The 25,163-nt window shown below is 33.2% G+C and carries 26 protein-coding genes and 1 riboswitch; of the genes, 20 read left to right on the top strand and 6 right to left on the bottom strand.

Going from position 1 to position 25,163, the window contains the following annotated elements; translation table 11 throughout:
* Position 1: 1 nt before the first annotated feature.
* The 4 genes from kdsB to DWV06_RS15865 all read left to right on the top strand — a co-directional run bounded on the left by kdsB (position 2) and on the right by DWV06_RS15865 (position 4,337).
* Entirely contained in the window at positions 2-736 is a 735-nt protein-coding gene (kdsB, locus tag DWV06_RS15845; RefSeq protein ID WP_115483167.1) for a 3-deoxy-manno-octulosonate cytidylyltransferase, read from the top strand.
* 12 nt (positions 737-748) lie between these two features.
* The gene (locus DWV06_RS15850; protein WP_115483168.1) at positions 749-2,323 is read left to right on the top strand and encodes an aldolase catalytic domain-containing protein; all 1,575 of its coding nucleotides are present in this window, start codon (positions 749-751) and stop codon (positions 2,321-2,323) included.
* Between the two features lie 229 nt (positions 2,324-2,552).
* The gene (locus DWV06_RS15855) at positions 2,553-3,401 is read left to right on the top strand and encodes a 4Fe-4S binding protein (RefSeq protein ID WP_115483169.1); all 849 of its coding nucleotides are present in this window, start codon (positions 2,553-2,555) and stop codon (positions 3,399-3,401) included.
* Between the two features lie 342 nt (positions 3,402-3,743).
* Positions 3,744-4,337, top strand: a complete 594-nt coding sequence (locus DWV06_RS15865) for a TetR/AcrR family transcriptional regulator (protein ID WP_115483171.1) — start codon at positions 3,744-3,746, stop codon at positions 4,335-4,337.
* Between the two features lie 390 nt (positions 4,338-4,727).
* Here the strand turns inward: DWV06_RS15865 and DWV06_RS15875 are convergent, their stop codons facing one another.
* From DWV06_RS15875 to DWV06_RS15900, 6 genes are all read right to left on the bottom strand, one after another.
* Positions 4,728-6,137: a sensor histidine kinase gene (locus tag DWV06_RS15875; protein ID WP_115483173.1), complete on the bottom strand. Its 1,410-nt coding sequence runs from the start codon at positions 6,135-6,137 to the stop codon at positions 4,728-4,730.
* A gap of 1 nt (position 6,138) precedes the next feature.
* Positions 6,139-6,840: a response regulator transcription factor gene (locus DWV06_RS15880; protein WP_115483174.1), complete on the bottom strand. Its 702-nt coding sequence runs from the start codon at positions 6,838-6,840 to the stop codon at positions 6,139-6,141.
* On the bottom strand, positions 6,837-7,043 hold the full coding sequence (gene copZ, locus DWV06_RS15885; protein WP_115483175.1) for a copper chaperone CopZ: 207 nt from the start codon (positions 7,041-7,043) through the stop codon (positions 6,837-6,839). The genes DWV06_RS15880 and copZ overlap by 4 nt, the downstream gene beginning before the upstream one ends.
* Before the next feature lie 27 nt (positions 7,044-7,070).
* Entirely contained in the window at positions 7,071-7,745 is a 675-nt protein-coding gene (locus DWV06_RS15890) for a hypothetical protein (RefSeq protein ID WP_115483176.1), read from the bottom strand.
* A 22-nt stretch (positions 7,746-7,767) separates the two neighbouring features.
* Positions 7,768-10,011, bottom strand: coding sequence for a heavy metal translocating P-type ATPase (locus DWV06_RS15895; protein ID WP_115483177.1), 2,244 nt, complete (start codon positions 10,009-10,011; stop codon positions 7,768-7,770).
* A gap of 83 nt (positions 10,012-10,094) precedes the next feature.
* Entirely contained in the window at positions 10,095-11,528 is a 1,434-nt protein-coding gene (locus DWV06_RS15900) for an urease accessory protein UreH domain-containing protein (protein ID WP_115483178.1), read from the bottom strand.
* A gap of 541 nt (positions 11,529-12,069) precedes the next feature.
* Here DWV06_RS15900 and DWV06_RS15905 point away from each other — a divergent pair.
* The 16 genes from DWV06_RS15905 (at position 12,070) to DWV06_RS15980 (ending at position 25,154) form a co-directional block, all read left to right on the top strand.
* Entirely contained in the window at positions 12,070-14,010 is a 1,941-nt protein-coding gene (locus DWV06_RS15905) for an endonuclease MutS2 (RefSeq protein WP_115483179.1), read from the top strand.
* A gap of 92 nt (positions 14,011-14,102) precedes the next feature.
* Entirely contained in the window at positions 14,103-14,360 is a 258-nt protein-coding gene (locus DWV06_RS15910) for a TIGR03905 family TSCPD domain-containing protein (RefSeq protein ID WP_115483180.1), read from the top strand.
* Between the two features lie 57 nt (positions 14,361-14,417).
* A riboswitch (cyclic di-GMP riboswitch) is annotated at positions 14,418-14,500 on the top strand.
* A 178-nt stretch (positions 14,501-14,678) separates the two neighbouring features.
* Positions 14,679-15,029 carry a hypothetical protein gene (locus tag DWV06_RS15915; protein WP_115483181.1) on the top strand — a complete coding sequence of 117 codons (351 nt, stop codon included), beginning with the start codon at positions 14,679-14,681 and terminating at the stop codon, positions 15,027-15,029.
* A gap of 24 nt (positions 15,030-15,053) precedes the next feature.
* Entirely contained in the window at positions 15,054-15,353 is a 300-nt protein-coding gene (locus DWV06_RS15920) for a hypothetical protein (protein WP_115483182.1), read from the top strand.
* A gap of 18 nt (positions 15,354-15,371) precedes the next feature.
* Positions 15,372-16,991 carry a hypothetical protein gene (locus tag DWV06_RS15925; protein WP_115483183.1) on the top strand — a complete coding sequence of 540 codons (1,620 nt, stop codon included), beginning with the start codon at positions 15,372-15,374 and terminating at the stop codon, positions 16,989-16,991.
* Between the two features lie 19 nt (positions 16,992-17,010).
* On the top strand, positions 17,011-17,268 hold the full coding sequence (locus DWV06_RS15930; protein ID WP_115483184.1) for a DUF4176 domain-containing protein: 258 nt from the start codon (positions 17,011-17,013) through the stop codon (positions 17,266-17,268).
* A 3-nt stretch (positions 17,269-17,271) separates the two neighbouring features.
* Entirely contained in the window at positions 17,272-17,925 is a 654-nt protein-coding gene (locus DWV06_RS15935) for a hypothetical protein (RefSeq protein ID WP_115483185.1), read from the top strand.
* Between the two features lie 35 nt (positions 17,926-17,960).
* On the top strand, positions 17,961-18,611 hold the full coding sequence (locus DWV06_RS15940) for a hypothetical protein (protein WP_115483186.1): 651 nt from the start codon (positions 17,961-17,963) through the stop codon (positions 18,609-18,611).
* Positions 18,612-18,644: 33 nt separating this feature from the next.
* Entirely contained in the window at positions 18,645-19,295 is a 651-nt protein-coding gene (locus DWV06_RS15945) for a hypothetical protein (protein ID WP_115483187.1), read from the top strand.
* Between the two features lie 39 nt (positions 19,296-19,334).
* Positions 19,335-19,817, top strand: a complete 483-nt coding sequence (locus tag DWV06_RS15950) for a hypothetical protein (protein ID WP_115483188.1) — start codon at positions 19,335-19,337, stop codon at positions 19,815-19,817.
* Positions 19,818-19,876: 59 nt separating this feature from the next.
* Positions 19,877-20,776 (top strand): helix-turn-helix transcriptional regulator, encoded by a 900-nt coding sequence (locus DWV06_RS15955; protein ID WP_115483189.1) that lies wholly within the window; start codon positions 19,877-19,879, stop codon positions 20,774-20,776.
* Between the two features lie 61 nt (positions 20,777-20,837).
* Positions 20,838-21,302, top strand: a complete 465-nt coding sequence (locus tag DWV06_RS15960; RefSeq protein ID WP_115483190.1) for a GyrI-like domain-containing protein — start codon at positions 20,838-20,840, stop codon at positions 21,300-21,302.
* A gap of 14 nt (positions 21,303-21,316) precedes the next feature.
* A complete protein-coding gene (locus DWV06_RS15965; RefSeq protein ID WP_115483191.1) occupies positions 21,317-22,075 on the top strand; it encodes an N-acetyltransferase in 759 nt (252 codons plus the stop codon).
* A gap of 138 nt (positions 22,076-22,213) precedes the next feature.
* Positions 22,214-23,725, top strand: coding sequence for an amino acid adenylation domain-containing protein (locus tag DWV06_RS15970; protein WP_115483192.1), 1,512 nt, complete (start codon positions 22,214-22,216; stop codon positions 23,723-23,725).
* On the top strand, positions 23,725-24,900 hold the full coding sequence (locus DWV06_RS15975) for an alanine racemase (protein WP_115483193.1): 1,176 nt from the start codon (positions 23,725-23,727) through the stop codon (positions 24,898-24,900). Before DWV06_RS15970 ends, DWV06_RS15975 begins: the two co-directional genes overlap by 1 nt.
* A 26-nt stretch (positions 24,901-24,926) precedes the next feature.
* Entirely contained in the window at positions 24,927-25,154 is a 228-nt protein-coding gene (locus DWV06_RS15980; protein ID WP_115483194.1) for an acyl carrier protein, read from the top strand.
* The last annotated feature ends 9 nt before the right edge of the window (positions 25,155-25,163 follow it).

Genomic DNA, 25,163 nt, shown 5'->3' on the forward strand with positions numbered 1-25,163 from the left:
TTTGAAGATTATCGGAGTAATACCGGCCAGATATCAGTCTACAAGATTTGCAGGAAAAGTGCTTGCTGATATCTGTGGGAAGCCAATGATTTGGTGGGTGTTTCAACAAGCAGTAAAGGTAAAGGAGTTTGATGACGTTTATGTGGCGACAGATGACGAAAGGATTAAAGAGGCCTGTGACAAATATGATATGAATGTAATTATGACTTCAACAGAACATAAAACAGGAACTGACCGAATCGGAGAGGCTGCTAAGAAATTAAAAGCAGATTTATACGTTAATATTCAAGGAGATGAGCCATTACTTGAAGCACAAACGATTCAACAAGCGATTCTACCATTTTTTGAAGATCCAAATTTAGAAATCACGAATTTGATGACAAAAATCACAAATCCTGTTGAAGTAGTGAATGTTACAGTTCCTAAAGTAATCACGAATAAAGAAGGAATAGGAGTCTTTTTGACCAGAAGTGCGGTACCTTTTCCAAAAGGAAAGATAGATTATACATTTTTTAAACAGGTATGTGTATATGGTTTCAAACCGGAAGCTCTTTCATTTTTTTGCAGTACGCCAAGAGGAAAAGTAGAAAGCATTGAGGATATTGAAATATTGAGGTTTATTGAACATGGTCATAAAGTAAAATTTATTGAGGTAGAGTCTGATACGACTGCTGTTGATACACCTAAGGATTTGGAAAAAGTCATAGAAGTCATGGAGCAGAGAGTGAAACAATAGTCTGGAGGGAATATGAACGAAATTCATGTTTTAGATTGTACACTTCGAGATGGAGGCTATATTAATAATTGGCAGTTTGGTGAAAAAAATATAAAGAAAATTATAGTAAAGTTACAATTGGCTTATATAGACATTATAGAGTGTGGATTTTTAACAGATAAGAAAAAAAGAAATAAAGATAGTTCACTATTTGATACAATTCCCAAAATGCAAGAATATTTACCGACAGATAAAAGAAACGGATTGGTTGTATGTATGGTCAACTATGGAGAATATAACTTAGACGAGATACCACAATACGATGGAACTATTGATGGTATTCGGGTTGCATTTCACAAGAAAGATATGAATGATGCTTTAGAATTTTGTGAAGGAATTGCGAAAAAAGGATATAAGTTATTTATACAACCAATGGTTGCTGTCACATATACAGATGAGGAATATATACAATTAATTGAAGCATCGAACAAAATTAATCCATATGCATTTTATATTGTAGACAGTTTTGGTGTCATGAAAAGAGAAGATCTTATGAGGTTGTATTATTTAGTGGATCACAATTTGAAGCAAGAGATTCGTTTAGGTTATCATTCTCATAATAACATACAAATGGCTTATTCAAATGCTCAAGCTTTAGTTGATTTGAAAACAAATAGGAATCTTATCATTGATACCAGTGTTTTTGGAATGGGAAGAGGGGCTGGAAATTTAAATACAGAATTATTTATGGAACATCTGAATAAAGTAAATGGTGAAAAATATAAGGTACAGCCGGTTTTGCAGATAATCGACCAGATAATAGGGCCTGTTTACTTAAACAATTATTGGGGCTATTCGCTGCCTCATTATCTTTCAGCCATACATAACTGTCATCCTAATTATGCATCTTATCTGGATGAAAGGAATACTTTGACGGTAGAGGATATGAATGAAATATTAGGAGAGTTAGAAGAGTCTAAGAAAAATGTCTTTGATAAAACATGTATTGAGCTGCTATATTATAAATATCAGGAACAAATCATTGCAGATGATATTGCAAGGATAAAATTAAAGGAAATATTGAAAGGTAAAACAGCGTTATTGATTGCACCGGGAAGTAGTATAATTACAGAACATAAAAAGATAAAGGAAGCAGCTACACAACCGAATACGATTTGTATAGCAATAAATTTTAAACCTGAAGATATTTATTGTCAATATATATTTGTAAGTAATTTAAGAAGATATGAAGATTTGCAAAACGAATTGGAGACGGAATTTATCACAACTTCTAATATTAGAGAAGGGAAGAAAAAAGGTTTTGTTGTAAATTATTCTACTTTAAAGAATCATGTGGATGCTGTTGAAGATAATGCAGCGATGATGTTGATTAAGTTACTGATTGAGTTAGAAGTGAAAGACATTAAACTGGCTGGATTAGATGGGTACTCCCACGACATATATGACAATTTCGCTAAAAAAGAATTGGCATTTATTAAGAGTCCTGCAGTTATGGATGCAATGAATGAAGGGATGGAGATCGTTCTCAAAGAGTATTCTAAGCAGGTTCCGATCGAATTTGTGACGGAACGAAGATTTGTGAGATAAGACTATTGCTTTTCAGAACATAAGGTTGTGACAGAAGCGGAAATATAAAGGGGGCTGTCGCACTATGTATTATCATTAGTGCATAGCTTCTTTTTTTGACAAAAAAATAACACCAGATTTCGAAAAGACTGGTTTTTGCAGGAGCCAGTTATTAAATAATTACAAATAAATTTGACTATATTATACTTATAGTTTATACTATGAGTATAAAAAGTGAGGTTGATTATGTATGATATTTAAATTAATTTATTCTACTTCTGGAGGAACTACAAGGTGTACTACACAATTATTAGAAAAAGTAATTAAGAAAGATAATCATGAAGTTGAAACTATTAATATTGGAATCAGTCCATATAGAGAAGATTATAGTCTGATTGTAGAGAAAATAAAATATGCTGATTTGGTAGGGTTTGGATCACCGGCATATCACATGAATATGTTTGAGCCTATGTTGAGATTGTTTAAAATTATTGCAGAAGAAAGTAAAAGAACTACATTTAAGTTTAAGACTTTTTTTTATCTTAATTATGGTGGAATTACCTCTGGAAAAGCATTCCTTATCAATGCTAGATTATTTAATGGAATGGGTATCGGATTTGTAGGAGCACTAAAGATTTCTGCACCACATTTAAATAAGAATAGTAGCTTTCCAGATGAAAATATTAGTCAGTTTGTTGAAGAATTTTATAACAAATTGAATATAAATAATTTTGCACCAATAAAATCTAAGGATATAGAAACACTTCTTAAACCTGAAAAAAAAAGAGTGAATTTAATTTATCCACTTGCACACATAATTAGTAATCTTAGAAATATAGAGATAAATATAAATGAAGACAGATGCATAAAATGTGGAAAATGTGTTCACGAATGTCCGGTGGCTGCAATAGAATTAAATGATAAAGTACACATTGATGTAAAAAAATGCATTCACTGCTATCATTGTGTAGTTACTTGTAAAATAAATGCCTTAACAATGGATGCAGAGAAACTAGACAAAATGATTTGTATTAATAAAAAAATACTCGGTCAAGAGAAATATTTAAATCAAATCTATATTCCGGAGATAAAATCATGATAAAGAATATTATTAAATGTATATCCAATTATATTAAACTAAAATCGAAAATTAGGTTTAAAAAAGAACTTAAAAATTCAGTACTTTCAATCGAGAAAAGAAAATATACAATATTTCGTGCGATAAATATTAAAAATATTAATGATAAAAATTCAACAGTTTTATGTTTGTCATTTAAATTTTATTTTAATTTTCTAAAACTGGATCAGTTTATTTCATTTTTCCAAATCCCTTTTTTTGTAGGAATGCCAGGGTTTTAATTCTCGATACAAATTTGAACGAGTTTGTTAACAATAAAATATGCATTTGACATATATTTAAATATGCAAACAGGAGGTAAATATGGCAAAGAACAGATTAGGAATGAAAACAAAAAACAAAATATTGGAGTCAGCGGATTATTTATTTAATTTAAAAGGATATGAAAATGTCTCCGTAGAAGAAATTGCTGAGAAATCAACAGTAACAAAGGCAATGGTATATTATCACTTTGATAGTAAAGAAACAATTATGCTGGATTTGATAAAAAAATTATTGGAAAATATAAAATATAAAATTGAAATTAAAGAATTAGATTTATCGAATCATGAGATTTTGTCCAATCATATCAAAGAAATGATTGCACTGTGGAAAAGAAATAGAGAAATAGGGTTATTTATTCTTACTAAAGGAATAAAAGAAGAAAAGATATTTTCTTATATGATGGAGATACTAAAACTGTTTTTTGGACAATTATTAGGCGCAGATAATACTTCCAATAAAGAATATATAGAGCAATATATCAGATTAATATTTTATAATGCTTTACCAATGATATCATTTTCAGTACTTTCAGATATAATTACCAAGGAAATGAGTCTGCCAGAAAAAATGGTAGAGGATGTCTTTAGAAAAGGCTTTATGGATAATTTAAACGTTATGCCGTTTTCACAATAAAAGATATGCACCCCCTGGAGGCAAAGAACTATCTTACTTCATATGAAAAGGAAGTATTAGTGAAAGTTCGGAAATATTATAAGATCACCAAAGAAGGAACAAAGTATCTTAAAACAAATTAGTTGTAAAAAAGCCAGAGATATGGTATTGAAATAATCAAATTACATACAAAAAAATAAGTATCCTTGCCCTGACAAGTGTAGAATACTTATTTTGCATCAATAAGGGCATATCTACAATGTAGATATCCTTTTCTTAACTTGATTATATCAGAGTACTTGTTTTTCCAAGTCCCCTTTTTAAAAATACCAATTTTGCTAGATGCCGGATTATGAAATGTTCTAAAATAATATAATAACTGGAGATCGAAAGAAATGCAGGAAGGCTAATTTACTGATTTCTATATTTGGGTAATATTATAGTGAAGCAGCTGCCTTCATTTAAATTACTTGTTACTTCAATAGAACCTCTATGAGCAGTTATAATAGATTTTACGATTGCAAGTCCAATTCCTGATCCGCCAGTCATACGGTTACGGGATTTGTCAGCTCGATAAAAGCGTTCGAATATATAGGGTAATTCACTTTCTGGGATACCAATACCATTGTCGCTGATACTTAAGAGGGCAGAAGTTTCTGTTTCTGACAAATTAATTTCAATACTACCTTCGTAAGGTGTATATTTTACAGCATTAGAAATAAGGTTGGTCAATACTTGGTTGATACGGTCTTCATCTGCAGGTATATCCTGGCAATTTCCTGAGACATTTATTTTTAAATATTTATTTTTAAGTTCTACTTCAAAATTATAAATTACTTTATTAGTAAGTTCCAATAGATTGATTGATGTTTTTTTAAGATTTAGATTTTGACCTTCCAATTTAGCCAATCGTTCTAAATCGTTAACTAGTTTACAAATTCTTGTGATTTCATCATAACAGCTTTGTAAACGTTTGGTCGTTGGTTCCCAAATACCTTCTATCAATGCTTCCATATGAGTTTGAACTGTGGTCAAAGGGGTGCGGAGTTCGTGGGCGACATCAGCAGTTAGTTGTTTTCTTAAATTTTCTTGATTTTCTAAAGTTTCAGCCATATGATTGATGGAGAGTATTAATTCGTCAATCTCTTTTGTATTAGTCTCTTCTTGAATTCTTGCACCATAATCTCCGAAAGAAATCCTTTTGGATACCTCAACTGTTTTAGAAATAGGGTTAGTAAGCTTTTTTGCAAGATAAAATCCAACCAAGATGGAAACAGCTAAAGAAAAAATTCCAATACCTATTAAAAGTTGATTTAAAGAATCCAAAAACTGAAAGTCATCTTTACTCAAAAAATACGGTCCAAAGTTACTGATTTTTACCGTGCCGACTTGCTGTTTGTTGTTTATAGCCGGATACTCGTTTGTAATAAATGTTCCATTTATGGAAGGATATTTTACCATCATTCTGTCAGAGATATCATTCATTATTTCATTGCACAATTCCATATCACAGGATTTCGCATCCCAGACAGTATTGTTTTTGGAATCATATACAGAAATAATGTAACCGTTATAGAGGGCATCCATTCCAATCTTATGTATGAAATCAATGTCCCAACTATCTGACTGATTGTTATATTGTTGACTGATACTGGTTATTATTTGATGAGTTGTCTTTTTTTGTTGGATTAAAATATAGTCTTTAAATTGATCTTCAATAAAATAGTTTGCCAGCAGGCTGATTAGAGCGACGATCAGAAGAACAACCAAAGAAATGGATAAAGAAAGTTTGGATTTTAAACTAAAGTTTTTATTTTTCATTTTAGTTTCCTCCAAATTTGTAGCCCACTCCATGTATTGTCAAAACATATACGGGTTTTTTGGAGTCGTCTTCGATTTTCTGACGCAAATTTTTAATATGGCTGTCAATTGCACGGTCGTAGCCTTCAAATTCATCACCAAGTGCAGTAGCGATTAAATCTTCCCTTGTGAATACCTTATTAGGATATTTCACAAGTGCTGCGAGAATTTTAAATTCATTTGGAGTCAAATTAACTTCTCTTTTCTTTTTTTTGATAGTATGACTTTGAAAGTCGATTTCCAAATCACCTTTGTGAAATGAAATTTTTTTATATAGAGGAACCAAGTCATTACCGGATCTTCTTAGAACTGCTTCAATTCTTGCACTTAATTCTTTTAAACTAAAAGGTTTGATTATATAATCGTCTGCACCTAAATCAAGACCTTTTAACATATCCTCTTCCTCTATCTTTGCAGTAAGCATAATAATTGGAACTCTTGATTTCTGCCGAATCTTCATACAGATCTCTTCTCCGGAAATATCAGGAAGCATAAGATCTAAAATTACAAGTGAAATACTTTCAGTTTCTAAAATACAAAAGGCGTGCTCGCCGTTCTCGGCAGTAAAGACAGTATAACCTTTTTTCTCCAGGTATGATTTTATTACTTCTAATATTTTAGCTTCATCATCAACGACGAGCACATTTTTTGTATTCGTTATCATATTACATCGTAGCCTTCATCTTCAATTGTAGATTTAATGGTATCAAGAGAAACGTTACTGGAATCATAGCTTACAGAAACTTTCTTAGCATTTAAATCAATGTCTACATTAGATACTCCATCAAGAGCACCTACTGCTTTTGTAATTGCATTTACACAGTGTGAGCAAGACATACCTTCTACATTTAATATTGTTTTATCCATTTTTATTACCTCCATTATTTTATAGTTTTATTTTAAATTAAAGGGTTTTAAAAGTTTATCGACCTCAACCTTCTTACCATTTTCTTGCATAATCTTTACTTTTGCAAACAGCCAGCCGTCTACTTTAGAAGGGTCAACACCAGCGTCAATAAATTGTTTTGGGTCTAAAACGAAAACAATATCTTTATCATTGTTATCGATATCTTTTGCCCACTCAAACATATTTCCATCTCCAATGGTGATACCATAATGATCTAAATCAGCATGATATTTTATAAGGTCTCTTTTCAATTCTACTATTTTTTTATAAGAATCGAGTGGAGTAGTATCATCGTTATTATTGATTTTTTCATTCCCTAAATTATCGCTTATTCTAATCTTATTCCCTTCAACCATATCTGAAGGTAGTTTACTTTTATCTAATCCAGCTTCAATAAAAGGTTTTGCATCAACTTCTAACATTATGTCATTAGAAGTATCTGCGCTAAAATCCTTACTCCATAAAAATCGTTCGGTTCCATCAGGTGAAGTTAAAGACCAACCGTTGATTTCTTTATCAGCAGAAACTTGCTTAGACATTACTTTTAAAACATTCTGAAATGAATCAATAGACCTTTTGCCGACGATATCACTATTAGTACAAGCAGTAAATAAAAATATTGTGGATAATGACAATGTAATTATTACTGATTTTTTTTTCATATTAAATTCTCCTTTATAAGTTTTATACTTTAAATCTTTTTAATCTTAAAGCATTTGCTAAAACGGATACGGAACTTAGTGACATTGCGGCAGCAGCAAAAATTGGGTTAAGTAAAGGACCGCCAAAAATGTGCAGTACACCTGCAGCTATAGGTATTCCGATTACATTGTAACCAAAGGCCCAGAAAAGATTCTCTTTAATATTTCTTATTGTGCTTTTGCTAAGTTTTATTGCTGTAGGAACGTCCATCAGATCACTTCTCATCAGTACGATATCAGCTGATTCCATAGCAACATCAGTTCCTGAACCAATCGCGATCCCGATATCTGATTGTGCAAGTGCAGGAGCATCATTAATACCGTCACCTACCATAGCAACCATTTTGCCTTCCTCCTGCAATTTTTTAACTTCATTTGATTTATCCTGTGGCAATACCTCTGCAAGTACACGGTCAATACCTACCTGTTTTGCAATTGCTTCTGCAGTTTTACGATTATCACCAGTTATCATTGCAACTTCCAGTCCCATGGATTGAAGTTTTTGTATTGCTTTTGCGCTGCTTTCTTTTACGATGTCAGCAACTGCTATGATTCCAGCAATTTTTTGATCGATGGCAATATACATTGGAGTTTTTCCTTCCGCAGCTAATTGATCAGAACGTGACTCTAAATCTTCTAAAGAAATAGTTTGATCATCCATAAGTTTTTTATTTCCTAATAGAACATGAAGTCCATCCAATTCAACTTGGATACCGTGACCTGGTATCGCTTCAAAATTATCTACTTTTGAAAATGAAAGATTTTCTTTCTGTGCAGCTCTGACGATTGCATCAGCAAGAGGATGTTCGGATCCTTTCTCAGTAGAGGCAGCTATTTGAAGCAGGTTTGTTCTATCCATTTCTTTCACAGTGACAATATTTGTTACTTCAGGTTTTCCTTCTGTTATGGTACCTGTCTTATCAAAGACAATAGTATTAATTTTGTGCGTAGTTTCTAGAGCTTCTCCACCCTTAATTAAAATTCCATATTCAGCACCTTTTCCAGTGCCGACCATAATTGCCGTAGGTGTAGCCAGACCTAAAGCACAAGGGCAGGCGATAACAAGAACTGCAATAAATATAGTAAGTGAGAAAACTAAAGATTCTCCACTGATGAACCAGCCCGCAAAAGCAATTACAGCAATTGCAAAGACGATAGGTACAAAATAACCCGATACGATATCAGCCATTTGTGCAATTGGAGCTTTTGAACCTTGTGCTTCCTCCACCAATTTGATTATCTGAGCCAGAGCAGTGTCTCCACCAACTTTGGTCGCTTTGAATTGGATTACTCCGTTTTTGTTGATACTTGCGGCATACACCTGATCGCCGGATTTTTTTTCAACCGGAATACTTTCACCGGTAAGCATAGATTCATCTATGGAAGTATTTCCGTCGATTACGATTCCATCTACCGGTATTTTTTCACCGGGTTTTACTAAAATAATATGCCCGATTTCAACCTCTTCTATTGGAACTTCGAATTCTTTGCCATCGCGTATCACGATAGCAGTTTTGGGAGCAAGCCCCATTAGTTTTTTAATTGCTTCAGAAGTTCTTCCTTTGGATACCGCTTCTAAAGATTTTCCCAGTAATATAAGTGCAATAATGACACCGGCAGTTTCAAAATATAAATGATCAACTGCTCCAAAATCACCGATCGTTATTTGATAAACAGAGTACAAACTATAAATAATAGCAGCGGTGGTTCCCATAGCAATCAGTGAATCCATGTTGGGACTTTTATTAATGATAGCTTTAAAACCTACTGTGTAAAATTTGTATCCTGCAATAATGATTGGTATAGTTAAAATGATTTGTAATAATGCATAATTTAATGGATACTGCATCGGTTTCAAAATCTCAGGTATCGGAAAATGAAGCCACCAAATCATGGATCCCATAGCCAAATATAACAAAGGGATAGCAAAAACAGCAGAAACTATGAATTTTGTCCACAATACTTTGATTTCTTTTTCTTTTCTTAATTTATCTTGATCAACTACTTTTTTTTCTTCTATATCTAAAGCACCATATCCAACTTTTTCAATTTTTTCTTTAATAGAATTTAAGTCGGTAGATTCTTCATGAAAAGACACGGTAGCTTTTTCTGTTGCAAGATTTACTGAGATCTGCTCTACACCATCCATTTTTCTGACTACTTTTTCTATACGTGAAGCGCAGGCAGCACAGGTCATCCCGGTTATTTTTAGAGTTTCTTTTTCCATAATAATTGTCCTTTCTACTAATTATTTACATACCCTATAGGGGTATAATAAAATCATATCATACATTTATAATTTTGCAACAATTAATTACAACAGCTGGGTAATTGCGAAGTATCTGCTTGTGGTAGCGGTTGTGATTGGTCTTCAAGATTATCATAAACAGAAATCTGACTTCGAATCATTCCCATCCAGCAGCTATAGGGGATAGTACCACTTTCTTTTGGAGTAAATTCAATAATATTCTCTCCTGGAACTAACTCTTTTTGTATGTTATATTCCGGAATAATAATTTCATTATTACATCCATTGATTGAATTAGCATCTGCTTTAATCGTCCATTTTACGGGAATACCGGTTTGGACTGTTATTGGTTCGTAGCTTCCGGATGAAAGAGTAGTTGTAACTAGTTGCTGACCATCTACAATTTCAGCAGTTGCGGAGGTACTTTTTTCATCTGAGAATAACTCAGATGTACTTTTTAAATTGTTGCTGATCTTTGTACTTAGAGGCATAGCGTAGCCTGATAAAGCCATTCCACTTTGGAACATGCTAATTCCTAAAAGTATGACTAAAATTGAGCTGATAGTCATCATCTTGCTTGTGAATTTTTTTGTAAGTATTGAACTTAATGCTCCAAAACCGAACATAAGAGGGACAGTACCTAAACTGAATAAAAGCATGGATATCGCACCTTTGATTGGTGAACCTGTTGAAAGAGCATAAATCTGCATAGCCTGCAGTGGTCCACAAGGCATCAGTCCATTTAAGAGTCCAATATAAAGAGGACTGTTACTTTTCTTCTGCTCATTGATCTTTATTGCAAAAAACTTGGGCATATGTGGATTTATTTTCCGTAACCATGGAAATACATTTAACATATTCAGTCCCATGATTATCATAAATCCTCCTGCCAGAAGTGTTATAATTCCCTTTCCTGTTCCGGATAAACTTACAACAGAACCAAGGGAACCTACAATACCACCAATTACGGTATATGATATAATTCTTCCAAGATTATAAAGAAAACTAGGTCTTAAATCATTCTTTTTTGTGGTATTAACTTTGTAAGATGCACACTGGGACAGGTTAATTCCGCCACACATTGCGATGCAATGAACAGAGGTTAAAAGTCCTATAATAAATAACATGCCATATCCCATACCTTCTGTTGCCTGAGGAAAGTAATTGAAGATTTGGAACCCGCCCATTCGGCCAATTATTGTTTGCAAAGCAAGAATAAGAAGTAAAATACCTGCAACTTGAATATATTTATTCTTATAATTCACTTTTTCATTTGTTTTTATAATTTGATAACCTGCATCTTCAATCACTTTTCGAATATTATTTAAATTTATTACATTAGCATCGTATGTTACATAAACAGTATTTTTAGTATAATCAGCTTTGGCATTAACAATACCTTTTGTGTTTTTTAACGCAGTTTCAATTCGATGTTCGCAATTTATACAGGTCATACCCTCAATTTGTAACAATTCATTTTTAATATTTTGTTTCATTAAAGTTCTCCTTTCAATCAAATCTGATTTATGGGAGTATCCTATCAAAAGGATTTGTAGAATTTATGTAGATGAAAAAAATTATTTAAGGCTTATTTATATTGACACTTTTATGAACTTATGTATAATATAAGTTATCAGATAATAAAGGAGAGAAGTTTTTGTTAATTGTTTCTGTAATGAAGAATGCAACTAAATAGTTGTCAAAGGTCAGGTTTTAGAAAAAGTCCTTCTAAAAGTGCGCCTTTTACCAGTATATGGATCGTGACATTCAGATACTGAAAATTCTGCTTTACAGATTGCTTAAATTTTTTCTATAGATTTATCTATTTTATAGGATATTTAGAAAGCATGACGGTCGGTCTTGCTTTTTTTGATTTTTTATTTTGCGTAACAGAGAGCTATGCTCTTTATAACGTAAATTATTTTTGTTCCTATAAAATAGAAAAGAGAAAACCCGCGAAGAGCACGCTGTAGTAGTCAAGCAGTTGCATTCGCGGGTTTTTAGCGTAGAAAATGAATGAATTATTGGAGGTTAATAATGAATTATATAAAAGACATGTTGGAATTTGACAAAATTATAGATAAATTAAGAGAGTATACAGTTACCGAAAAAGCAAAAGAGAGATTCAAAAAACTTGCACCTTATTTAAATGAAGGTGAACTTCTGAGTAAACTGAAAGAAACAACGGAAGCAAGAAAGCTGCTGGATACACAGGGGACTCCCCCACTTGCAGCTGTTGACAAAATAAGAGAGATCGGGGAGGCAGCCGAAAAAGGAGAACTTTTAAGTATAGAAGAGTTGGAAAAAGTAAAACAGTTTGCTACTTTGAGCATGAGAATGATACAGTATCTAAAACGTTGTCAAGAAGTGGAAAATCAGTTGGGCGGTTTTGGAAATGGAATGGTAGATTTGGAACTTTTAAAGGAGGAAATTGAAAGATGTATCAGAAATGGTCGTGTAGATGATTATGCAAGTAAGGAATTAAAAGAGATACGTAAGAAAATAGAACGATCAGAGAATGATATTCGTTTAAAATTGGAAAGTATTTTAAAAGGGAAAAAAGGATATTTTTCAGAGAGTTTTGTATCGAATCGAAATGGACATTATACACTGCCGGTAAAAAAAGAACACAAGCTGCAGGTAAGTGGAAGTGTCATTGATATTTCTTCTTCGGGAGCTACTTATTTCATAGAGCCTGTAAGTGTTGCTAAGTTGAGGGATAAATTAGAAGAACTGAAAATAGAAGAAAATAATGAAGAACGCAGAGTTTTATATATAATTTCGTCTTTGGTCAGTGATTTTAAAGCAGATATTCTGCTAAATTTAGATTATATTGAAGAACTGGATTACATTTTTGCAAAAGGGAAACTTAGCGTAGAAATGGATGGGAAAGAAGCCAGAATTAATACGGATAGAAGAATCAATTTAGTAAATGGAAGACATCCTTTGATAGACAAAAAAGAATGCGTTCCACTCAATATTTCTTTTGGGAAAGAGATCAAAGGGGTTGTGATTACAGGGCCTAATACTGGTGGAAAAACTGTTGCATTAAAGACATTAGGGCTTTGCTCGGTAATGGCTCAGAGTGGCTTGCATATTCCTTGTGAAGAAGCAGATATTTGTATGAATACCAATGTATTATGTGATATTGGAGATGGGCAGAGTATTACAGAAAATCTCTCTACTTTTTCAGCGCATATGAAAAATGTAATTCATATTATTGAGGTTGCAGATAAAGATTCCTTCGTATTGTTGGATGAATTGGGTTCCGGTACAGATCCGGCAGAAGGAATGGGAATTGCAGTTTCTATTTTAGAAGAATTAAACAGTATTGGTTGTAATTTTATTGCTACGACACATTATCCGGAGGTAAAGGATTATGCATCGAAAACGGAAGGGATCATAAATGCAAGAATGGCTTTTGACAAAGAAAGCCTAAAGCCATTATATCGTCTGGAACTTGGAGAAGCTGGTGAAAGTTGTGCGTTTTATATTGCAAAACGGCTTGGAATGTCAGCTTCGATGTTGGAAAGAGCTTATAAAGAAGCTTATCAGACCAGAGTTTTAGCTTCTGAGAACAAAGTAAGTAAGTATTTGTTTCAGGAAGAAGAGAAAATAAAGAAAGAAAGAACAGCCGGTAATCAGATAACGAAAAAAGTAGATAAACCTGACTCCGCGAAAGAAAAAATAGATAAATTCCATATCGGCGATAGTGTGATGGTATATCCTCAAAAAAAACTGGGAATTGTATTTGAACCTGTAAATTCCAAAGGAGAAGTAGGCGTTCAGATTCAAAAGAAAAAGATGTTGGTGAATCATAAACGACTTAAGATTAAGGCATTTGCCAAGGATTTGTATCCCGAAGATTATGATTTCTCTATTATTTTTGATACCGTGGAAAACCGTAAAGCAAGACACCAGATGGAGAGAAAATATACAGAAGGGTTAGAAATAACGTATGAACCTAAATTAAAATAGTTATTTATTTATACTTTACATTGATAAAATGATATATTATCATGTAAGAAGAATTGACCATATCATAATATAAAAGAAAAGAGGGTGTTAATATGGAGTATGTATTTAAGACAAAAAATACTTGTGCAACGGAGATAAAATTTGATATAGATGATGATGTTATCACAAACGTGCGGTTTGCAGGTGGTTGTGATGGAAATCTAAAAGCGATACCGAAATTAATCGATGGTTGGACTGTGAATCAGATAGAAGAAAAATGTTCAGGGATTTCATGTGGAAGAAAATCGACTTCTTGCTCTGATCAGCTGGCAAAGGCTGTACGAAAGGCATATGAAGATACACATTCATAAAATAATACTTGAAGCTTTTTATTGTCTTGACATAGTTTTTGAGGTATATTATACTTTTCATAGTGATGGCAAACCTTTAGAAATAAAGGGACGCAAAGTTAGAAACCTAAAGTGAAAACAATGGTTGTTCGGCTGCAACAGACAGAATCTGTTGTGGCCTTTTTTATTGGTAGAAAATTTATTGGATATTAGCTGGAAGTTATAAAATTCAAAAGAATATATTATATTATTGTTGAATTTCGACAGGAAAACCTATTTCAGAATAGAATTATAATTGAAATAAACTGTTAACAAATACTACAATAGAGGAGGATAAAAATGGGAAGAGATACCAGTGCATTACGTGCAGAATTAAGAAGGGTAAGGGAGATACTGGAAATATTGAGAAGAGAACAGGGAAATTTAGCGAAGGAAATACCATTAATAGAAACAACGACTAAGAACATCAAGAACTATCAAATGGATGCAGGAAATGCCTGGAAAGGGGAGAAGGAACTAGAAGCAGAACGCATACAATCTGAATTAGTTGAAAGTTTGAATACATATATTGAACAATGCAATCAACTACAATCAGATATAAGCAGTGCCATTCAAAGAGCTTTAAATAAAATTCAGAGAATAGAAGATGAAATAGCAGCTGCTGAAGCGGAAGATGATGATGAAGATTAGAATGAAAAGAGGGAGGAATAACGAATGGAATTAGGAGGAAATGGAATAGGCTTAAACCTTTCTGATTATCAAACTATAGTGAATGCGATAAATACAGACGCCGGCAGCCTGCTAGAAAGTAAGGAAGCGGATGTCTTATCGGAAGTAAATATGGAGACATTGACAGCATATGTGGAGGCACACAAGAGACTTTGGTCCTTGCTGACAAAATACCAACAACATGCAGCCGCTGTTGTAAAAGTAATGAATCAGGCAGCCACAAATTTGGAAAAGGCAGACGTAGATTCCGCATTCGCAGTACAATCTGTTGAGACAATAAAGTAAGACATAGGTGGAGATGAAATGAAAAAGATAGATGAGGGAAAAGTAAAAGAATATTTTAAAAATTATAAAAGTGAAAAAGAAAAATTTTTAGTAAAAGCAGAAAAATTACAGACAGATTATACTATGTTTGTATTAAATAACTCCTATTTTGGGGAAGAGGCCACAAGTGCCAAAGCATATATTTTAGATGTAGAGAAAGAAATTCTGAGTGATTTGATGGAAGCAGCAAAAGAACTGCAGAATATGCATGATAAACTGATTCGAGAATTCGATTCCAAAGTGGATAATCATGAATTGTCAATTGTATCAGAAGAAAGATTAATAGAAATCAAAGACAAGTTAAAGCTTTATGAAGAAGATTTTGAGGATTCTGCCCAAGTGGTAGAAAATGTTGTGAAAAGTTTAAATACAAGCTGCAGTGCATATGGACCTTATACAAATCCCAGTAAGGAGAATGTCCGTAATAATTTTGAAGAAATCGGCAGCAGTTCTTCAAAAGGTTTATTACCAAAGCATAAAGAAGAATTTCTTGAATTTGACAGCGATCATAAAGAGGATATCAAAGGTAGTTTATTTGAAAATTTATGTGATACCGCGGAGCATAACATGAATGTATGTGACGGGAATTTAGCAAATAATCTGGAATATATGATCAAAAACTATGGTAATATAGCTGCTGTACTCGATATCAAAGAAAGTAATCGAAAGCATGAAGAATTGAGTGAAAAGTTAGAAAAAGATTTGAAGAACGTCGTAGGTCCTGATGTAACCAATACGTCACTTTTAGATTATATGGATATGTTGAAGAGCCCTGTAGATTTTACAGATAATTATGGAATGTCTGCCATGCAGTTCATTCAGGTTATCAACGCAAATAAATCTGTGATTTCATCTATGAAAATAGTGGAGAGAAACGGGTATTGGTGCATTAAAGGACTTTATAATACTCGGGCGAATGGAGCTGACGTAAGTGGCATAAAAGGGACTAGATATAAAGTTGGATCAGAGAAATTTGTGAAATCTGGGCTTAATCGATTTGTTCCTTCAGATGCAACAAATGCTCAGAAAATGGCTAAGTTTGCTAAGAATATTAAAGATAGAAAATTATGGTCTAATGTAAAAAGTAGTATTAATATGAAATCTATTTATGGATTTGAAAGAAATGATATGTTAGGTAATGTAGGTAAGTGTATTGGTTATGCATCTATAGGTATTGACGTAGGTAAAGGAATCTATGATAATTATAAAGAAGGTGCATCGGCTTCCAAAATTGTCGCGGATGCCAGTGTCGATGTTGCAAAAGGGTTAGGGAAAATGGCAGTTGCTACCGGATGCGCCCAAGTTGGTGCAGCAATTGGAACTGCCATACCGATTCCAGGAGTTGGAACTATTGTAGGATATGCAGCAGGATTTGCAATTGGTTATGGAGCAGGTAAATTATATGACTATTTGACAGATGGCGTTGAGATTGGTGGAAAGAGTGTAGCGGAATGGGCAAGCACTGCCGTAGAAAAAGGAATCGATGGAGCTGTTTCTGGTGTGAAGAAGGCAGGAGAGGCAGTCTCGTCTGCCCTGAATGATGCGAAAGATGCAATCGGAGATACGGTAAGTGGATGGGCCAATGCTGTGTTTGGATAAATGAAAGGAGATTAAAAAAATGAAAAAGTATTTACCAATAGGTTCAGTTGTATTATTAAAAGGAGGAACGAAAAAGATTATGATATATGGGAGAAAACAGTTGTCTGTTGATACAGGCAAGGCGTATGATTACGTAGCTTGCTTTTATCCCGAAGGAAATGTAAGTGAACAATATACCTTTATGTTTAATCAGGATGATATTGAAACTGTTGTATTTACAGGTTATGAAGATCAAGATGAGAAAACTTTTGTAAAAAATGTTCTTGAAGGAGAATAAAGAATGAAATTTGCATCAAAATATTTAAAACATAAAGCCTGGATAGAAGAGGAAATAAAGTCAGAAGAGTTTGAACTGGTGTCTGATTTTTATGAAAATAAATTACAGGTTTCCGAACATTGGCTAAAGATAGGGAGAGTTTATATACCTAAAAGCTTTATTATTGGGACTTTTGAACTTACCCCAATGTTTGCGGCCAGGATGACTCAGGCGTATCATCTAAGGTTTGTTTTGATTACAGGTGAAGATAAATTCTCTATTGATTTTGCATATAATGAGTTTAAAAAGTTAGAAGAAAGTCTTAAGGTTTTGGAAAAATATTTGCCTAATTCAGTTTTGTCCTATTATGATTGGCTTTCTTACTGGAATGTATTACATAAAAAGAAGATAAAAGATAATTTTAAAGAAATGCTTGAATCTAAGGGGTTAGAATATTTGGTACATAATAGAGTAGATGTATATGCTATGTTTTCGAAAGATGGAACTATGTTACATGAGCTTCAAGAAGGGAAAAAAGTGGATATAATTCCAATAAGTGGCGGTGAAATAGTGAAAGGTGAAATCGCAAAAGTTTTATCAGAATATGATGATAAAAAAGGTTGTAAGGTACGATTGAAAGAGAGTGGACTTGAAGGACGTGTGAAAAAGGTATATTAGAGAGCGATGTAAAGCACTTCTAAGGAGAATAAAGATTGAAATTTGCATCAAAATATTTAAAACATAAAGCCTGGATCAAAAATGAAATAAAGTCAGAAGTGTTTGAACCAGTTCCTGATTTTTATGAAAATAAGCTACAGGTTTCCAAACATTGGTTAAAGATAGGTAGAGTTTATATACCTAAAAGTTTTATTATAGGGACCTATGAACTTACTCCAATGTTTGCGGCTAGGATGACTCAGGCGTATCATCTAAGATTTGTTTTGATTACGGGTGAAGATAAATTTTCCATTGATTATGCATATTATGAATTCGATAAATTAGAAGAAAGTCTTAAAGTTTTGGAAAGATATTTACCGAATTCAATTATGTCTTATTATGATTGGTTGTTTACTTGGAGATATCTTCATATAAAACAAATAAGAGAAAACTATAAAGAAATGTTAGAAGTTTATGGTCTAGAATATTTAGTACATAATAGAGTGGATGTATTTGAAAAGTTTTCAAAAGACGGTACAATGTTACTTGAATTACAGGAAGGAAATAAAGTGGATGTTTTGTTAGAAGACGGCAAAATGGTTACAGGAAAAATAGAAAAAGTATTGTCTGTACATAACAATAAAAAAGGTTGTAAGGTTCGATTAAAAGAGAACGGTCTTGAAGGACGCGTAAAAAAAGTATATTAGACTGATGTAAAGCATTTCTAAGGAGAATAAAAAATGAAATTTGCATCAAAGTATTTAAAACATAAAACTTGGATAAAATATGAAATAAAGTCAGAAGTGTTTGAAACAGTCCCTGATTTTTATGAAAACAAGCTACAGGTTTCCAAACATTGGTTAAAGATAGGGAGAGTCTATATACCTAAAAATTTTATTATAGGGACCTATGAAGTTACTCCAATGTTTGCGGCTAGGACGACACAGGCATATCATCTTAGGTTTGTTTTGATTACAGGAGAAGATAAGTTTTCAATTGATTATGCACATTATGAATTTGATAAGTTAGAAGAAAGTTTAGCAATTTTAGAAAGATATTTACCAAATTCAATTATGTCTTATTATTCATGGTTGTTATATTGGAGAGATCTTCATTTAAAACAGATAAGAGAAAACTATAAGGAAATGTTAGAAACTTATGGCTTAGAATACTTAATACATAATAGAATGGATGTATATGGGAAGTTTTCAAAAGATGGTACCATGTTAAGAGAATTACAGGAAGGGAATAGAGTAGAGATTTTGTTAAAAGATGGTAATGTTGTTACAGGAAAAATAGAAAAAGTATTATCTGTACATGATAATAAAAAAGGTTGTAAAGTTCGATTAAAAGAGAGTGGTCTTGAAGGACGCGTGAAAAAGGTATATTAAACAAGGAGTATTGTTGTTATTAATAAGGAGGAAATACAAATGTCAATGAAAATGAGTGAACAAGATAAGAATACAATGTTAGATCAACTACTGCCGGAAGGAGAGCAGTATAAGGCGAAGATGTGGGGCGTAATCATGGCCGGTATGAAAGATATTGCTGCGATAGGTGTTCTTGGCGGTCTATTAGCAGGGGTTACAAGTACAGCGTTAGGTGGAGGCGCTGCAGGAGCTATGGGAGCTTTGAGTAATGAGTACTGTTATATTGGATTGACAGAAAAACGAATCGTGGTTTGTGTGATTCAGAAGTTAGACTGTTCAAAAGTCAAAGGTAGTTTTCAAATACCGTTTAACGAAATAATGAATGTGAAAGTTTCCAAAAGTATTATTCCAGGTAGAAGTGTAGTAAATATACCGGTCAAAGGTGGGAAAATCAAGCTTTCTCTTATGACAAGTTCTATTGGATCTGATATACAGAATCAGAAAGAGAATGTGCAGATATTCTTACAAAACATAAGTGCATAGTTGAGTTTATGAATCTGCCAAATGTTTAAGATAAAGTATTCCATAAGAAGGAGAAGGTTATGAAAATTGATCGATTATTTGCAATTACCAATATATTGATTCAAAAAAAGACAGTGACAGCTGCAGAATTGGCTCAAGAATTTGGCGTATCAGTAAGGACTATCTATAGGGATATGGATATTCTTTCTTCCTGTGGGATTCCTATCTTTACGGAAAAAGGCAGAAACGGTGGAATTTCGGTTATGGATCATTATACTTTGAGTAAGACTCTGTTGACCGACGAAGAACAGAATCAGATTATTATGGCATTACAAAGTGTTAATGTAACCGGGAACGTTGAAGTAAAAGATGCACTGCGAAAGCTTGGTAATATTTTTCAAAAAAACATCGAGAGCTGGATTGAGGTAGATTTTTCAGAATGGGGGAAGTCAGAAGAAGATAAGGAAATATTCTACATTATTAGAGATTGTATCTTGAGTGCGCAAGCTGTTACTTTTTGGTATTATAATGGAAGAGGAGAAGAAACGAAGAGAATTGTTGAACCATTAAAAGTTGTATTCAAAAGTATGAGCTGGTATTTATATGGATACTGTAGGAAAAGAAAAGATTTCCGTTTTTTTAAACTTTCCCGGATAAAAAATTTAGAAGTGCTGACAGATACCTTTGATACGAAAATTCCAGAAGAAGTTTCTTTTCAATACAAAAATAAGTTCAGTAATATTATAAGACTAAAACTTAAAATAGATCGGTCTATGGGATTTCGCGTTTTTGATGAGTTTAGAAGTGGAATTATTACAGAAGAAAAAGAATATTTCTTGGTGGATATAGGACTACCGAGAAGTCAATGGCTGTATAGCTATTTGTTAGGTTTTGGAGAGACACTTACGGTTTTGGAACCTGAAGAAATTCGAATAGAAATGATAGATATAATAAAAAGAATAGAAAAAAATTATATATGACATAATGTTGTCAGATTATATATGCTAGTATTTGATTATCAAATGAAGGAGGTAATCAAATATGGATTACAAAGTTATAGAATTGAAAGAAAAGATTGTAGTAGGGCTGAGTGCGAGGACAAAAAATTCAGATGAAAATATGACCAATATTATAAGCTCTTTATGGAATGATTTTTATCAAAAAGGAATTTATTCTTCCATCTTAAATAAAAAAAATGAAAAAGCGATGGGGATATATTCCGATTATGAGGATAAGGATAGCGGAGAATACAATGTTACGGTAGGTAGTGAAGTATCATCTGCAGAAACGATACCGGCCGATACAATAATAAAAACAATTCCTGCAGGGAAATATGCGAAGTTTGTGGTACGTGGTGCGATATACAAAGTAGTAGCAGATTTCTGGGAGGATCTATGGAAGATAGATTCTGAAAAGTTTGAAAGAAATTATCGTTGTGATTTTGAAGAATATCAAAGTAGTGATATGGAAGATGCAGAAGTACATATTTATATTTCCATTAATTAAGAAAAGGTGAATTCATGAATATTATCACAGTATCAAAAGAAAATATTGAAGAGGAACACATTTGTTGTGCCATTTCGAATAACAAAGATTGTCAGGTAGCATCAAAAAAAGCGTGGATGCTTGAAAGATTTGAGGATGGTCTTATATTTAAAAAAGGTGACTTTAGGGGGAAATGTTTTATAGAATATATACCTGCTGAGAAAGCCTGGGCTCCAATCGAAGCAAAAGGATATATGTATATTAATTGTTTTTGGGTATCCGGACAGTTGAAAGGAAAAGGATATTCTAATCAGCTTTTAGAGGAATGTATCAAAGACAGCAGGGAAAAAGGAAAATCAGGCCTTGTTATTCTGTCTTCACAAAAGAAAATACCTTTCTTAGCGGATCCTGTATATTTAAAACATAAGGGTTTTCGGACTGTAGATATTGCTGAACCATATTATGAATTGATGTATTTACCATTTAGTGAAGAGTCACACAAACCTTTCTTCAAACAGTCTGTTCATGAATCGAAAGTAAATAGTTCGGGATTTGTATTATACTATACAAATCAATGCCCTTTTACTGCAAAATACGTACCTCTTATTGAGGAAGCGGCCAAGGAAAAGGGAATTGACTTTCAAACAATTCATATAAATTCAATGCTGGAAGCTCAAAATGCCCCTGCACCATTTACCTCTTATAGTTTATTTTATAAAGGAAAATTTTTAACAAATGAAATTTTATCGGTTAAAAAATTTGAAAAAATTTTATCTACCTTATCCCCAAGCTAATGCTTTGGGGATTTTTTTTGCTGTTTAAAATCCTTAAGAAATCTTAAGAAAAAACATCTCCCACCTTAAAAAAAAACGTGGTATCATGGAGAATGTGCAAAAATGTAAAGATGTTTATCATTTCGATAGGAGTTAGAGATGAATAGAAATATTTTAGAATATTTAGAACAAACAGCAAGTTGTTTTCCGAACAAGATTGCATTTGAAGATGAACGGACAAGTTGTACTTTTAAAGAGCTGGAACAAAGAGCACAGAAATTGGGAAGTGTGTTAGCAGCGAAAGTTTCAGTTCGCCAGCCTATTCCTATTTTTATGGAAAAAAGTATAAATGCGCTGGCAGCGTTTCTCGGATCTGTTTATGCAGGGTGTTTCTACGTTCTTTTAGATACCAGACAGCCATTAATCAGACTAGAGCAAATTTTAAATACGTTAGAAACCAATATGATTGTAACAGATCAATTACATAAAGGTAAGTTAGAGAAGAAGGGATTTGCAGGAAAAATTCTATGTCTGGAAGAATTAGAAGAGGAAACTGCTGATATCGCAGTGTTAGAAAAGATTCGAAAACAAGCGGCAGACATAGATCCATTATATGGGATATTTACTTCAGGCTCTACTGGAATTCCCAAAGGAGTGGTGGTCAGTCATAGATCCGTGATAGATTTTATCGACTGCTTTACGGAACTATTTCAAATAACCGATCAAGATGTAATAGGGAATCAGGCACCTTTTGATTTTGATGTTTCGGTAAAAGACATTTATTCAACTCTGAAAACCGGAGCTACGATGTCAATTATTCCCAAAAGGCTGTTTTCATTCCCGACACAGCTTATTGATTATTTATGTGAGAAAGAAGTTACAACTCTTATTTGGGCTGTTTCTGCACTATGTATGATAACGACATTGAAAGGTTTTGAATATAAAATACCGGGGACGGTCCGAAAAGTATTGTTTAGCGGAGAAGTGATGCCTATGAAACATTTAAATCAATGGCGAGAATCCTTACCTGAAGCAATGTTTGTTAATTTGTATGGTCCTACGGAAATTACATGCAACTGTACTTATTTTATTGTAGATAAAACATACGAAGATATTCTTCCTATAGGAGAACCATTTCCTAATGAAAAGGTATTTTTGCTGGATGAGCAAGAACAGTTGGTGGAGAAACCGGGAATTTACGGAGAGATATGTGTATCTGGGACAGCTTTGTCTTTGGGATATTACAATTCTAAAGAGCAGACGGCCAAAGCATTTGTACAGAATCCCTTAAATACCAGATATGCAGAACGAATTTATCGGACAGGTGATTTAGCTTATTATAATGAAGAGAATCAATTGTGTTTTGTTGGAAGAAAAGATTGTCAGATCAAGCATATGGGACATCGTATTGAACTTACTGAGATTGAGAGTGCAATCGAGAAAGTAGAAGGGGTCATAAGAGTCTGTTGCGTATTTGACGAAGCAAACAATAAAATAGTTGCATACTATGAAGGAAATGTTGAGAAAAGAATGATTGTAAAGGAAATCAAACTTCAACTACCAGCTTTTATGGTTCCGAATGTTTTTCGTAAAGTTGATAGTATTCCGATTACGAAAAATGGGAAAATGGATCGTACTCTTTTAAAAAGAATGTGTACGGAGGAGTTATAATGGATGAGAAAATATTAAAAGAAATTAGTAGTCAATATAAAACACCAGCGTATGTCTTTGATTTAGACGCAGTTAAAAATCGTGTACAACAGATTAGAAACGAATTAGGAAATAAAGTAAGAATTTGTTATGCAATGAAGGCGAATCCTTTTTTGGTAAGTAGAATGAAAGATTGGGTGGACTGTTTTGAAGTATGTTCTCCAGGTGAATTCCGTATCTGTGAAAGATCGGAGATTTCGATGAAACAAATTGTTCTTTCAGGCGTTTATAAAGAAGAAAAAGATATAGAAAGAATCTTAGATATTTATAAAGGGAAAGGAGTATATACCATAGAATCTATTCAGCAGCTGGAATTGTTAGAAAAGTGCGCAGGTGAAAGGAATCTGAAGATTCATGTATTACTTCGCCTTTCCAGTGGGAACCAATTTGGTATGGATCGAACAATGATATGCAGTATCATTGAAAAACGTAAAGAATATTCAGCGTTAGAGTTCAAAGGACTTCAGCTTTATTCAGGGACACAGAAAAGAAAAATCTCACAATTGGAAAAAGAACTCAACGAGTTGGACGAGTTATGTTCTTATCTTAATGAGCAGTATGACTTTTTGGCAGAAGAATTGGAGTACGGCCCAGGATTTTCGGTCTCATATTTCCAAAATGAGAAATCAGATGAAATAGATTTATTAGCTGAATTTAGAAAAATTTTAGACCGGCTTAAATTTAAAGGAAGGATTACCCTTGAAATCGGCAGGTATTTAGTTGCCCAATGTGGCAGCTTTTTCACTGCAATTGTAGATCAAAAAAGAAATCAGGATCAAAATTATTGTATTGTAGATGGAGGAATTCATCATCTGAATTATTATGGGCAGACAATGGCAATGAAACAGCCATATGTGATTCATTTAAAAGACCATAAAGAAGGAACGTTAGAAGCCTGGAATATTTGTGGATCTTTGTGTACGGTAAGTGATGTGATTGTAAAGCAATTTCCTCTGGAAAATGCACAGATAGGTGATATACTTGTTTTTCAAAATACAGGGGCTTATTCTGTCACAGAAGGAATCGGTCTGTTCTTAAGCAGAGATTTACCCAAGATATTATTTTATTCTATAGAAAATGGAGTCGAATTAATAAGGGACACACAAGTAACAGATACAATAAATTCAATTAGTTAAAAAGTTAATTTGAGAGGAGAATTATTATGAAACAATTATTAGAAATTTTAGAGGATATCCAACCGGGAGTAGATTACGAAAATTGTACGACATTGATTGATGATGGAGTTTTAGATTCCTTTGCAATTTTGTCTATCGTAAGTGAGTTAGAAGAGGAATTCGATATTTCTATCACACCAGTAGAAATCATACCAGACAACTTTAATTCTGCAAAAGCCCTTTGGGATATGGTGCAGCGTTTAAAGGAAGCATAGATTTCGAAG

It is taken from the genome of Anaerosacchariphilus polymeriproducens (assembly GCF_003363435.1).
GTDB lineage: Bacteria > Bacillota > Clostridia > Lachnospirales > Lachnospiraceae > Anaerosacchariphilus > Anaerosacchariphilus polymeriproducens.